This window comes from Cytobacillus firmus NBRC 15306, assembly GCF_001591465.1.
GTDB lineage: Bacteria > Bacillota > Bacilli > Bacillales > Cytobacillaceae > Cytobacillus > Cytobacillus firmus.
In genome coordinates this window covers 1-13213 of sequence record NZ_BCUY01000045.1, presented here as the reverse complement: position 1 = coordinate 13213, position 13213 = coordinate 1, and the positions used below count along the sequence as shown (strand labels likewise).

Annotated in this window: 10 protein-coding genes; 7 read left to right on the top strand and 3 right to left on the bottom strand. The window is 41.6% G+C overall.

Going from position 1 to position 13213, the window contains the following annotated elements:
• The first annotated feature begins 144 nt into the window (after positions 1-144).
• A complete protein-coding gene (locus BFI01S_RS13315) occupies positions 145-1605 on the top strand; it encodes a UDP-N-acetylmuramoyl-L-alanyl-D-glutamate--2,6-diaminopimelate ligase (RefSeq protein ID WP_061793058.1) in 1461 nt (486 codons plus the stop codon).
• 40 nt (positions 1606-1645) lie between these two features.
• Here BFI01S_RS13315 and BFI01S_RS13310 read toward each other — a convergent pair whose 3' ends face one another.
• On the bottom strand, positions 1646-2452 hold the full coding sequence (locus tag BFI01S_RS13310) for a glycerophosphodiester phosphodiesterase (RefSeq protein ID WP_061793057.1): 807 nt from the start codon (positions 2450-2452) through the stop codon (positions 1646-1648).
• 88 nt (positions 2453-2540) lie between these two features.
• The gene (locus tag BFI01S_RS13305) at positions 2541-2843 is read right to left on the bottom strand and encodes a hypothetical protein (RefSeq protein ID WP_061793056.1); all 303 of its coding nucleotides are present in this window, start codon (positions 2841-2843) and stop codon (positions 2541-2543) included.
• 292 nt (positions 2844-3135) lie between these two features.
• Between BFI01S_RS13305 and BFI01S_RS13300 the strand changes: the two genes are divergently transcribed.
• The 6 genes from BFI01S_RS13300 to abc-f all read left to right on the top strand — a co-directional run bounded on the left by BFI01S_RS13300 (position 3136) and on the right by abc-f (position 8105).
• Positions 3136-3657 (top strand): NfeD family protein, encoded by a 522-nt coding sequence (locus BFI01S_RS13300; protein ID WP_061793081.1) that lies wholly within the window; start codon positions 3136-3138, stop codon positions 3655-3657.
• A 15-nt stretch (positions 3658-3672) separates the two neighbouring features.
• A complete protein-coding gene (gene floT, locus BFI01S_RS13295) occupies positions 3673-5229 on the top strand; it encodes a flotillin lipid rafts scaffold protein FloT (protein WP_061793055.1) in 1557 nt (518 codons plus the stop codon).
• Between the two features lie 176 nt (positions 5230-5405).
• A complete protein-coding gene (locus tag BFI01S_RS22540) occupies positions 5406-5510 on the top strand; it encodes a YjcZ family sporulation protein (protein ID WP_076256869.1) in 105 nt (34 codons plus the stop codon).
• Between the two features lie 45 nt (positions 5511-5555).
• Positions 5556-5678 (top strand): YjcZ family sporulation protein, encoded by a 123-nt coding sequence (locus tag BFI01S_RS22535; RefSeq protein ID WP_082804523.1) that lies wholly within the window; start codon positions 5556-5558, stop codon positions 5676-5678.
• 118 nt (positions 5679-5796) lie between these two features.
• Positions 5797-5997 (top strand): hypothetical protein, encoded by a 201-nt coding sequence (locus BFI01S_RS13290; RefSeq protein ID WP_061793054.1) that lies wholly within the window; start codon positions 5797-5799, stop codon positions 5995-5997.
• 335 nt (positions 5998-6332) lie between these two features.
• On the top strand, positions 6333-8105 hold the full coding sequence (abc-f, locus tag BFI01S_RS13285) for a ribosomal protection-like ABC-F family protein (RefSeq protein WP_061793053.1): 1773 nt from the start codon (positions 6333-6335) through the stop codon (positions 8103-8105).
• A 50-nt stretch (positions 8106-8155) separates the two neighbouring features.
• Here the strand turns inward: abc-f and BFI01S_RS13280 are convergent, their stop codons facing one another.
• Positions 8156-12451: a S8 family peptidase gene (locus tag BFI01S_RS13280; RefSeq protein WP_172581955.1), complete on the bottom strand. Its 4296-nt coding sequence runs from the start codon at positions 12449-12451 to the stop codon at positions 8156-8158.
• Positions 12452-13213: the final 762 nt, after the last annotated feature.

Below are 13213 nucleotides of genomic sequence, written 5' to 3'. Positions count from 1 at the left end.
GTATATTAAGACGATTTTTCTCATAACCCGTTATTTGTATCCTTAAGAAGGCATATTTCCTGTGAATGTGGGAAAACAAAAGATAATGATTATAGATATATACACCAAATTACTTGATGTTCAAACATTAAAGGAGACAGAAATATGAAATTATCCCAGGTTATTAATTGCCTAAAGGATAGCGGGGAGATGGGTGTACTTACAAACGATCCTGATATTACAGGGGTCGAAATGGATTCACGCAAAGTGGGGAAAGGAAGCCTTTTTGTTGCAATTAAAGGTTTTCAGGCAGATGGACATGACTTTATTGGACAAGCTGTTGAAAATGGTGCTGCTGCCGTAGTGGGTGAGGAAGCCATTGAATTAAATGTGCCCTACATAAAAGTAACAGATAGCAGAAAGAGTCTTGGGAAACTGGCGAGCTGCTTCTATGATCGGCCGTCAAGAAAGCATAAAATAATAGGCATTACGGGAACTAATGGGAAAACGACCACCGCCTATATTTTAAAGCATATATTGGAGACTGCAGGCAGGACCTGCTCCCTCTTGGGAACTGTCTCCAATATAATAAATAATGAGGAATATAAGACCAGCAACACGACGCCGGATGCCCTGCAGATTCAAAAAATGCTGAGTAAAAGCCATGATGAGTTTGTCGTTATGGAGATTTCTTCTCATGCGCTGGAACAGTCAAGAACAGAAGGTCTGGAATTAGACTACGGGCTATTTACTAATCTGGCTCATGACCATCTTGATTATCATAATAATATGGATCAGTATTTTTATGATAAGAAGAAAATCTTTACCCTGTTAAAAGAAGGCGGGAAAGGAGTCGTAAATGGTTATAATTCGTGGGGAGAAAAAATGACAGAGCATCTGCAAAAGGAAAAGATTCCTTTGATTACGCTGGGTGATGAGAAGTGCTGTTCAATAAAAGACACTGCTATAAATGGGAAGACTGTTTTTATTCTTGAGATGAGAGGGAGATCGTTTGAAATTGAATTTCCTCTTCCGGGCCACCATAATGTTTATAATGCAGCAATGGCTTTTCTGACAGGTATTGATTTGGGGATAGACCCGGAATATATGATTAAGGCTCTGGCTTCATTTCCGGGTATACCTGGCCGTTTTGAAATGATTATTCATCCATCAGGAGCTAAATTTGTCGTGGATTATGCTCATACAGTGGATGCATTTGAATATTGTCTGGACACAGCGAAGCAGCAGGGGGCTGAAAGAATCTTTCAAATTTATGGATTCCGGGGCGGAAGAGATCAATCAAAACGTGTGGATATGATTAAAGTTACGGCAAAATACTGCCATAAATTTTATTTAACCGCTGATGACCTCAACGATGAGTGTGAAAATGAAATGTTAAGCAAATTAATTTTTCTGAATAAAGAATATGGAGAAGGTAAGGGTGAAGTGATCCCCGACCGGACAATGGCTATCCGGAAAGCTTGGTCTGAAGCAAAAGAGAATGACTGGATCTTTATTACCGGGAAGGGACCTGAAGCTTATCAACAGTCATTTGCTTTACCGGCAGATAATGATTTGGAAACCTTAAAGCTGCTGAAAACCGGAAGAAAACAGGCAGTCTTATAAAAAAGGGTGCAGACCATGACTTGGACTGCACCCTTTTTGTCTATTCAATAAGGTCTAAATAATCAGCTACAATTCCATCCAATGGATAATGCTTTAATTTATCTGCTTCTTTTTTCGAACGCACAGTCCAGGCGATTGCTTTCATGCCATTCGCATGAATTAGATCGATCACCCGCTTATTAACCACTGTCCACTTAGGATTCAGGTAGCTTGCATATTCGGCAATATTTTTTATCTCCATTTTGTCAGGAGGATAGTTGATTAAGATGGCGACAGGGATTTCCGGCATCAGTTCATGAAATAATCTCATTGAAGCTGTTTCAAATGACTGCACAATAATTTGTTCTTTACCTTTTGAATCAAGTTTTCTTTTTTTTAGTTCCTCGGCGATCATCTTTTCAATGCCCGGATATAGGGACGGTTTTTTTAACTCAATTAAAAGCCCGACGCGGTCCGCGTATTTGTCCAAGACCTCTTCAAATGAAGGGATACAGGCACCGCTGAATTTTGTAGAAAACCAGCTGCCGGCATCCATTTTTCTGAGCTCATCGAAGGTAAAGTCAGAGACTTTTCCTTTATGGTCAGTTGTGCGGTCTACAAGGGAATCGTGAATCACGACCAGCCTTCCATCCCTGCTTAATTGCACATCAATTTCCAGATAATCTGCTCCCATTTCGATTGCGCGCTCATATGAGGGAAAAGTATTTTCCGGGCAGTAGCCGGCAACTCCCCGATGGCCAATTCTTTTTATCTTATGTGAATTATTTGCTATTTTCTTAATGCCGAAAAATGAAATAACTGTAGCTAAAGCTGTAAAAATCACATTTTTCATTACCTTCAAAGTCATTTCTCCTCGCCATTTTTGCTCATCTTAAAGGATGTGAAAACATTTTGTCAACTGCAGAGGATTCCTTCGAAAACCGAGTTTTCCCTGTTCATTCCCAATCCTCATAAACAATTGTACCGCCAGTCAAATCCAGGGTATTTCTTTCGCCTTTATAAAAAAGTTTTCCTTCTTCTTCAACTATAAGGTTTTCATATGTAAATACACTCTTTCCGGAAGGAAGCTGGATGATGATTTTCTCACCCAGTTCTTTTTTGGGGGCTTCTATAGTAATGAGGCTTTGAGAATAAAAATATAATGCTGTAAAGATAGCCGCTATACATCCCAATAGGACAATTGACACCAGCATAAATTTACTCTTAGGCTTCTCCATATGCAATTCAGACCTTGTCATGATCCCTCTCCCTCCGCTAACCAGATATATTGGTCTATTCCACCATTTTTCACCATTTAATCCTAAATAGGATTTTAAATCCTCAAATATGGTATGCATGAATAGTAATAAAAATGACTATAACAGGGTGAAAGTTAGACAAGCTGAAGAAGCAGCAGTAATAATTGGGAAAAAGTTAAGAAAAATGAAACAATTCCTGGTCTTTGTCCGTATATAATTTAAGCTTTAATAGTAAAAAGGAAGGAGGCACGGGATAGATAGCCTAACTATAAAAATGGATAGGGTGCATTTTATGGAATTATTTGGTTTACCTATTCAGACCATTTATCTCAGCACACTTATTTTTTCTGGTATCTTAATTATTTTGTATGTGTTTTTTGGAGATATGGCAGATGGAATTGGGGAGGGCAGCTTTCTAAATCCAGTACTGATTCTGGCATTTATTACTTTTCTCTCCGCTGCAGGCTATATCTTTGAAATGACAACCACTCTAAATAGCGCAGTCATTCTTTTGATAGCGGCTGTTATTGCGGTTTTGCTGGATATATTGCTGAATATCTTTGTTCTTATACCATTAGCTTCTGCTGAAGAATCTCTCGTTTACACAGATGAATCCTTAAGGGGGAGAGTAGGTACGGTATTAATTCCTATACCGGAGAATGGTTTCGGTGAGGTTTTAATTGAAAATATAAGCGGGAGAATATCCAAGCCTGCTTCAAGCTATGAAAATACGGTCATAGCAGAAGGAAGCAAAGTGCTGATTGTTGAAGTCGCAAATGGAGTTATTAAAGTGATTGATTACAAAGAATTATAGACAGGGGGACACAATATGTTAATGGTTTGGGTTGTAATTGGAATTGCAGCATTTTTGCTGATTGCTCTGCTAGGTGTGTTCATTACAAAATATCGGACTGCTGGGCCGGATGAAGCGTTAATTGTAACAGGCAGTTACTTGGGAAGTAAAAATGTCCATGTTGACGAATCAGGAAATAAGATAAAAATAATCAGAGGCGGAGGAACATTTGTACTTCCTGTCTTTCAACAGGCAGAGCCATTGAGCCTCCTGTCAAGCAAACTGGAGGTTACCACTCCGGAAGTATATACCGAACAGGGAGTTCCTGTCATGGCAGATGGAACTGCAATTATTAAAATCGGCGGGAGTATTGGGGAAATTGCTACTGCTGCAGAACAGTTCCTTGGTAAATCTAAGGAAGATCGGGAAAATGAAGCGAAAGAAGTTCTTGAAGGACATTTGCGGTCAATTCTGGGATCAATGACGGTCGAAGAAATATATAAAAACAGGGATAAATTTTCCCAGGAGGTTCAAAGGGTAGCGTCACAGGATCTGGCCAAAATGGGTTTGATCATTGTTTCTTTTACAATCAAAGATGTCCGTGACAAAAATGGATATCTTGATTCATTGGGAAGGCCAAGAATAGCCCAGGTTAAAAGGGATGCGGATATTGCCACGGCTGAAGCTGAAAAGGAAACCCGGATTAAACGGGCAGAAGCAGCAAAGGATGCCCAAAAAGCAGAACTTGAAAGGGCAACTGAAATAGCTGAAGCCGAGAAAGAAAATCAAATGAAAATGGCTGACTACAGAAGGGAACAGGATATTGCCAAAGCACGGGCTGACCAGGCATATGACCTTGAGACAGCCAGAGCAAAGCAGGAAGTTACCGAGCATGAAATGCAAATCAGAATTATAGAACGTCAAAAGCAAATTGAACTTGAAGAAAAAGAAATCTTAAGAAGAGAACGCCAATATGATTCCGAAGTGAAGAAAAAAGCAGATGCAGACAGATATGCTGTTGAGCAGGCGGCAGAGGCAGAAAAGAAAAAGCAAATTGCCGAAGCGGATGCAAACCAATATAGGATTGAATCACAGGCCCGTGCAGAAGCTGAAAGAGTTAGGGCAGATGGGATGGCCAAGGCTGATTCACAGCGCGCCCAAGGTGAATCTGAAGCAGAAATCATTCGCCTAAAAGGTCTGGCAGAAGCAGAGGCAAAGAGAAAAATCGCCGAGGCATTTGAACAGTATGGCCAGGCAGCCATGATGGATATGGTCATTAACATGCTTCCGGAATATGCGAAACAGCTTGCAAGCCCGTTATCGAATATTGATAAAATTACAGTGGTTGATACAGGGAGTGACAGCACTAATGGAGGTGCCAATAAAGTAACCGGCTATGCCACCAACCTGATGTCCACGATGCAGGAAAGCCTGAAAGCTTCATCCGGCATTGATGTGAAGGAGCTTCTCCAAAACTTTTCAGGCAAAGGAAACGTCCGCCAAAGCCTGGAGCAGATGACTGAGGAAATAAAAGAAAAAGAACCCGTCCAGCCTTCTAAAGGTATCCAGGCCACTCTTGCTGATAAGAAATAATGAAATTGCCTATTTTTATCTGGGGAGATAACCTGGAAATGCCGTTATATCAACAAAAATCCGAAGCCTTCACACCGAAGGCTTCTTTTTTGAGCAGAAAACTGTGTATTTGTCTATCGCACAATCTGGGTGAATTGAATAGGATATATTGAATCAAACAAAGGAGGTAATTGACTATGTCAGACGGTTGCGGTTACGGCGGCGGTTTCGCCCTTTTAGTTGTATTGTTTATTTTACTGATTATTATCGGTGCTTCTTGGGGTTACGGTGGATTCTACTAATAAAACAAGCAGACACATTTAATCGGCAAGGGAGGGGATTTTATAATGTATGGCTACGGATATGGCGGCTGCGGTTACGGTGGTGCTGGATACAGCGGGGGCTTTGCGCTAATTGTGGTTCTATTCATCCTATTGATCATCGTAGGTGCTTCTTGCTTTAAGTGGTAATAGACTAAAAAGAAAAGCAGGGGAACCTGCTTTTCTTTTGTATGCATACATAACAGTGTTTCCAAAGATGCCAAATAGGGAAAAGAAGCAGCATAAAAGAAATAGGGAGGTTTGCAAAATGGATGAACTTAAAACACAGGATCGGGAAAATACAATGAGGGAAATTTACTCCATATTGGAGGGAGGACTTCAGCGGGAGATGCATCAAAGCGAGTACAAGCTTGTTTCAGAATGGGCAAGCGGTTTTAATCTGGAGGAAAGAGCTACGATACTAAATATGCTTAAGGAGCTTACCAATAAGCATATCCGAATTGATTAATCATTTCCGGCAGATGCATGTATTCAATAGCCGGACATGAGCCTATTGACAATAAAAGCCAGAAGCATATATACTACAATCAAACAGGCTGAAAGGATGATTTAGGGGCATGAAGTTATAATCTTATTTTTTCTGGTATCTTTTTATATCTAAAAAGTTTAACCCGGAGAACATAGGATTAGTGTGCCCTTTTTTAGTCATTCCTTATCGGAAGTGATGTCTGCTTATTTGTCTATTAGCGGGATTATATTTTATTTAGGCGCGCGTTTTTTATGTATTTGCACCATTTCCAATGATGGGTGCACAGTCCTCTCCGGGTATGGGGAGGTTTTTTTATGTGTGCAAATATAATCAGCAATCACCACAATAACAGTATACCGGTTATCATGGCCAGAGATCTTCAAAAGTCATTCGGAGATAAAAGGGTTTTTTCTAATTTGGAATTCGATATTTATCAGCAGGATCGAATTGGTCTTGTTGGCTTAAATGGCACGGGTAAAACTACATTGGCCAATATTTTATTCGGCAGTATCCAGGCGGATAAAGGGACAATTGAGCGAATGAAGGAGCCATATAGAATCGCCTATCTGCACCAGTCAGCAGATTATTCTGTGAGTGATATTCATGCTCCTGACCAAAGCTCTGAAGAAGAAATTTTCCGTCAGGCAAGCAGGTTAGGACTCTCAAAACTCCATGAATGGAAACCGGAAAGGCTTGATACTTTAAGCGGAGGAGAAAGATTGAAGCTCTCCTTAGCCAAGGTTTGGTCCTCAAAACCGGATATGCTGATTTTGGATGAACCCACCAATCATTTGGATTTACAGGGAATCGAGTGGCTTATTAGGGAGATTGGCCAATTCAGCGGTCCTGTCATGATCATTTCCCATGACCGTCACTTCCTTGATCAGGCTGTCTGCAGGATTTTTGAGCTGCAGGAGGGCACTTTAACCATGTATGACGGGAATTACACTGCCTACCGGGAGCAAAAACAGAAAAATTATGATGATCAGCTTCATCAATTTAATGTGCAGCAAAGAGAGATCGATCGAATCGAAAATCAAATGGCCAATTTAAAAAAATGGTCGGAAAAAGCTCACAGGGAATCAACTAAAGGCGGAAGTCCTTCTGAGAATAGACAGATAGGCTTTAAAGAATATAACAGAGTGAAAGCCAGAAAGATGGATCAGCAGGTTAAGTCAAAAATGAAAAGGCTTCAGCAGGAACTGGATAAAAATAAAATTGAGAAGCCGGCAGAAGAGGCGAAAGTGCACTTTCAATTTGATTCGTCAGGCAAACGGGGGAAGAGGATCATTGAAGCTAAAAACCTCTCAAAAAGCTTTGGAGACCGGACTCTTTTCAAGGATAGCCAGTTTTATATAAAGCATGGAGAAAAAATTGGGATTCTTGGACCCAACGGGACTGGCAAGACTACTTTTATCCGTATGCTACTGGAAGAGGTTTCCCCTTCTGATGGGGAACTTTGGATTAGCAGCACTTTAAAGATTGCTTATTTAAACCAGGATATTAATGATTTACCGTTAACCAAAAACGCCCTTGAAGCACTTGATCTCAGCGAACGGGAGCAGATTTACAGGGCAAGGACCCTATTAGCAAACCTGGGTATAAAGGAAGCGAAGTTAAAGCGGCCGATTGGACAGCTGAGCATGGGAGAGCGAATCAGGGTTAAGCTTACAGACATGCTTTTAAAGGAATACGACGTCTTAATATTAGATGAACCGACTAATCACTTGGATTTGCCGAGCAGGGAGCAATTTGAAAAAACGCTCAGGGAATTTTCAGGAACACTCATCATTATTTCGCATGACTTATACTTTTTGGAGAAGTTAAGCACAAGATTGCTTGTATTTGAAAAAAATAAAATCACCAGATTTGATATGAATCTGAAGGAATATCGTATTAAATCCAGAAGGTCCCAGCAGGAAAAAGCTCATGATTCCACAAAAGACCAGATCATGGTGATTGATAACCGAATCAATGCGATACTTGGAGAACTCAGTCTGCTTGTTCCGGGTGACAGCAAATATGCCCAATTGGATAAAGAGTTTAATGGGTTATTAAATGAAAAAAGAACATTATTAAATCAATAATTGCAAAAAGGCAGGCCCCGATAATAATGGGCCTGCCTTTACATCTCATTTTACTTCTTTATAGTGCTGTTATTATTCTTCTTTTTTGCATTAATCCACAGTTTGCCTTCTGCTGTCTTTCGAGTTTCATTGCCGTAGTCATCCGACAATTTCACTTCAATTTCGGCACCAGGTGCTTTTACATTTGAAGTGGCAGTATAATAGCCGACATAATGGCCCGGTGAAGTTTCCATCATTGGAAGCTCAGTAGCGTTATTCAGCTGGCCGCCAGCATTTGTTAAAGGCATTCTGATGGCAAAAGTCGCTTTTATCCCTGGTTCACTATCAAATTCGATTTTTACCGATTCGCCTTTTTTAAGTTCCTTGTCTTCTGCAGGAAGAAGATTTTCTATGGCTGGAGCGGTATATTTAGCATCGACTGTGATGGTTTTTTCTTCGCTGTTTTTCGCTTTATCCTGTGCTGTTACCGTAATGGTGTTTTCACCCTCATCCAGCAGGATGCGAAGAGAGTATTCACCGTCTGTAACATTTGCTGCCTGGCCGTTTACTTTTACCCAATCAAGGTTATCGTCAGAAACGGTTCCTTTAACAGTGACTGTTTCTTTGTTTGTTTTGGATTTATCTGCAGGGCTTGTTATGGACAGTTCCGGTTTTGTTTTGTCATATATTACTTTTACAGGTTCAGAGGCATCCGTGGACCCTGACTCTGTTGATGCTTTGGCAGTAAGTGAGTTTTCACCTTCAGTAAGTGAAACTTCTGCTGAGAAAGTGCCTTCGTCTGTACTCTCAGCCGATGCAGCTTCTTCTCCATTATTAAATACCTTTACAGTTGTGGCAGGAGCAGAAGTACCTTCAATTGTAACTTTACCCTGATTCGTAAAAGTTCCATCCGCTGGAGAAGTAATGACAGGTGCTGTAACTTCATAGTTAACTGTCGCGCGGATCATATAGTTTCCTTCATCTTCAGGCGCCGGTGACCATGCTCCGCCTACAAGCTGCCAGCTGCGTCCTGCATTTTCTCCATCCTCATCTGTGCCAAGACCAGGAGCATTAGGATTTGGTGCTGATTGGATATATACCAGATAGAAGTCGCCATTTGTAACGATTCCCTCGTCACTAAGATCTACATGTGTCCATTCACCGTTTCTTAAGGCTGTTGCTTCAAATGGTCCTGCAAGTTTGTTGCCAGGGGCTCCATCCGGTCCGCTTGCATCGTACACTTCCACTTTGAAGTCTGTACCGCCCGGGGTCGGCCAGCTGGTATCCCAGAAGCGGAATAATCCGCCGGTAACCATTGCGCTGTCATGGCCGGATGCAAGGGACATCTTAACTGCCCAGCCATTGCCGGCATCGTAGAAGGCACGTGCATTTTCAGCTGTTCCATCATCATATCCGATTTCACCCGGATATCCGATAAATGGCTTTAGTTCAATATTTTGCTCTAGAGATGAGCCGCCTTCGATCGTGATGCTCTGCTCCTTGCTGTAGTAGGAAGGTGCCATTGCTTTTAAAGTGTATGTGCCTTCATAGGCTGTGAGTGTATATTCACCGTTTTCATCGGTTGTTACCGGCTGTACGGCTGCATCTTCTATTAAAAGAAGCGTAGTGTTTGCAACAGGCTCGCCGGTTGCTTCATTTGTCACAACCCCTGTAACTGTGCCTTTGGGAATTTCTTCAAGGACAAAGTTTGCAGTCGCTTCTCCATCCTGCGGAATATTTACATTTTGCGTTTGAGAACGATACCCGTAAGCTTCCGCTTTTACAGTGAAATCACCTGAAGCATGTGTCATTTCAAATGAACCGTTTTGAGGATTAGTAAATACGGACCTGCCTGATTCCAAAACACTTACTTCGGCAGTAAGCGGAAGAAGAACAGGGGCCGGCTGCTGTTTCTCATCCTCTTTTGCAGGAGTATCCTTTTTAGGAACAATTTTATCAGGATTTACCTTTTCCTCCTTTAATTCTGCAGAAGGTTTATTCTTGCTGAGGCCAAGCTGTGCTTTGCCTGCAGGTTCAACAGGAGTATCAGATAACCTTACATCATCGATATACCATCCTTGCTTCTGAACAGAGCCATCTGTAGTCACATTGAAGACTACATAAATTCTCTGTCCTGCATACGCACTTAAATCCACTTCTGCATTAACCCAGTCTGTTGTATTGCCGTTTACACGAAGAACTTGTTCCCAGTTTTCCATGTCAGTTGAAACGAATACATGGCCGTAATCATAACGGTTTTCAAGCTCATGCCATTGCTTGAACTGAAGGTAGGCATTGCCTTCCGGCAGGTCAACAGGAGGCATCTGCAGATTCATATTTGCTCTATTTGCATAGTTGCCGTCAAGTTTAGTTGCATATACTTTTTCCCCGGATGCTGCATTGCCAGGACCAGAAGATGGGACTCCCCACTCCCAGCTGTTTTCTGGTCCATAAGAAGTCCAGCCGGCCGGCTGTGATTCAAAGTCCTGAGAATAGCCGATGCTGATTCCAGGTCTTACGGCTACTTCATAGGAGTCCGTTTCAGTTAAATTTCCGCCAAAATCATTGACCTTCCATTTATAAGTTACAGAAGGTTCTGCGATGTCTTCACCAGGAATAACTGCCTGGTAAGTACCATCTTTATAGTTTCCGGCTGTTCTTTCGGCCTCAATGGCGGCCCAGCTGCCGTCAGCTTTTAAGTATTCAAGATCCACTCTTGTGACGCTTACATTATCTGATGCAGTCAATTCAAGTGCGAGATCCATTCCTGCATATGTTTCCTGAGGTGCTTCATGATTGGCTTCAGGAGCTTCGGAGTCATCTCCTTCTTTTGCAACCTGGCCTTTCATTTTTCCAAGACCGGTCAGTACGGAAGAAACCGCATCGAAGGCATTTACGAGTCCGTATCCAAAACCATTATTTGGTGTCTCAGGATAAGTACCATTTGTCAAAGGAGTAGAGGTCGTCAAAAGAATTTCCTCCATCTCTCCAACGGTCAGACTTGAGTCAACCTGGCGGAGCAGCGCAGCAACAGCAGAAACATGCGGCCCAGCCATGGAGGTTCCGTTCCAGCCGCCTTCATATCCGCTTCCTGGAACAGAGGAACGTATGTTAACTCCTGGTGCAGATACATCAGGCTTAACTTCCTGATATGGAGATGGTCCTTGCAGCGAAAAGCTTGCTAAGCCATTGTTAATATCAGTCGCACCTGTAGCAAATGATTCCGGGTAGTTTGCAGGTGTTGCAACTGAACCAGGTCCGCCCGGATTAAACAAAGTAGTGTTTCCTGCAGAGAATTCCGGAAAAATTTCAGCTGCACGCCATGCCTGCACCATTGGACGATACCATTCATCCAGTCCAGGTCCGCCGCCCCAAGAATTATTGATAACATCAGGCGCTTTCTCAGGATGCGGGTTTCCTTCAGCATCCTTTGGAGCCAGGATCCATTCACCGGCTTCAAGAAGGTCTACATCAGTTCCGCCGTTTGCGGTAAAGGCTTTGACTGCTATCCATTTCGCACCAGGTGCAACACCGATCTGATTGCCTCCATTCGGCTCAGCACCAACCATAGTTCCAGTTACGTGGGTTCCGTGACCCTGATCATCGTAAGGAACTGTCTGGCCTGCAGTGGCATCAAACCAGCTGAACTCATGTGCTGGAGAATCAGGCTGTGCAGGGTTATAGCCCCGGTACTTTTCTTTTAATGCCGGGTGGTTCCACTGAACACCTGTATCAATGGATGCAACGACTGTGCCGGATCCGTCAATTCCCATTTCCCATACAGCAGGAGCTCCGACGCGGTCAATGTTCCATTCGATCGAGCTGGTTTCTGCTTGTGTCTTAAGAGACTTTTCGGCCTCTTTGACAGGCTTATGAAGCTGTCTTGTTTCATTTGGAAGAATTTTTTCTACTTCAGGGAATACTGCGATTTGTTCCATAACGTCCTTTGTAGCAGTTACTGCAATTGCATTGACAATGTAGAAGGATTGAACATCTTTTGCCTTGCCGTCTTTTTCCTGTTTTTGAAGGAAATCGGCGACATGGTTTTGAGTTTCAATAGCTGTAGATCTTAGTGAGGATAGGACTGCAGAGCGTTTCATGTATTTTGATTTAGAGGCTGTCAATTTTTGAGATGCAGCAGCTTTTTCAGCCTTATTGGCTGCTGCTGGAGCATCAGCCTGTTCTTTGAATTTTATCAGGAATGTTACTTTATCTTCTTTTTCAAATTGTTTCAGCAGTGAGCTGTTAATTTTATTTTTTGCTGTCTGAGGAGCAGCTTTCTTAACTGAAGTATGCGGAGAGCTCTTGCTTTCTGCCGATCCCATGCCTGGGAACATCAGCGGCAAAATCAGAAAAGCTGTCAGCATCACATAAAGAATGCGATTCAATGATTTTCTTTTTCTTTTCAAAAAATTCCCTCCTTGTTTTGTTAATTCACTTAAAATGCTAGTTAGCAATGAAGAACTCAACCACCTCCTAAGGGCCCTTTCCGAAAATGGAAAACCCTTCCGTTACCATGTACTTTAGCTAAATTAATGGCTGGAGATTGTCGAAAAACAAAGTACTTTGCAGTGGTTTTATTAAAATAGCTATAAGGTTTCATAGTTCAATCAGGGTTACAGGCTTAAAGAATGAACTTTATATGGTTATTTATAGATTAAAAGTATCGATTTTCCAGAAAGTCAAATCAATCTTGGAAAAAATAAGGAAAAGGAGGCAGGCAATATTTTCACAGAATGATAAAATATATAAAAAGGGTGGGGAATTTAATGGACATCATTATCTGAAATTCAAAAAATGAAATCAAAGATGGGTAGTCTGGAGTGAAACTTCATCCATTTTTTACTAATTAAATGCAGGTGAAAAAAGTTTCAGTTAAAAAGGCACTTTCTCAGATTTGCACCATATTTAATGCAAAAGAATCAGATTATTTTGAAATATAGGATAAATGAACAGGATGGAAAGAAGATTCAAATGTTTTACATAAACAATGGAAAAGTGTTTCTTTTCTGATTCTTATTCGTCTAATAATATGCGAGGGGGCGCCACAATGGAGAGAATATCGGCAGAAGCATTTGAAGATATATACAGCGAGTACAGCGATCGAATTTATGGATACATATTTCTTC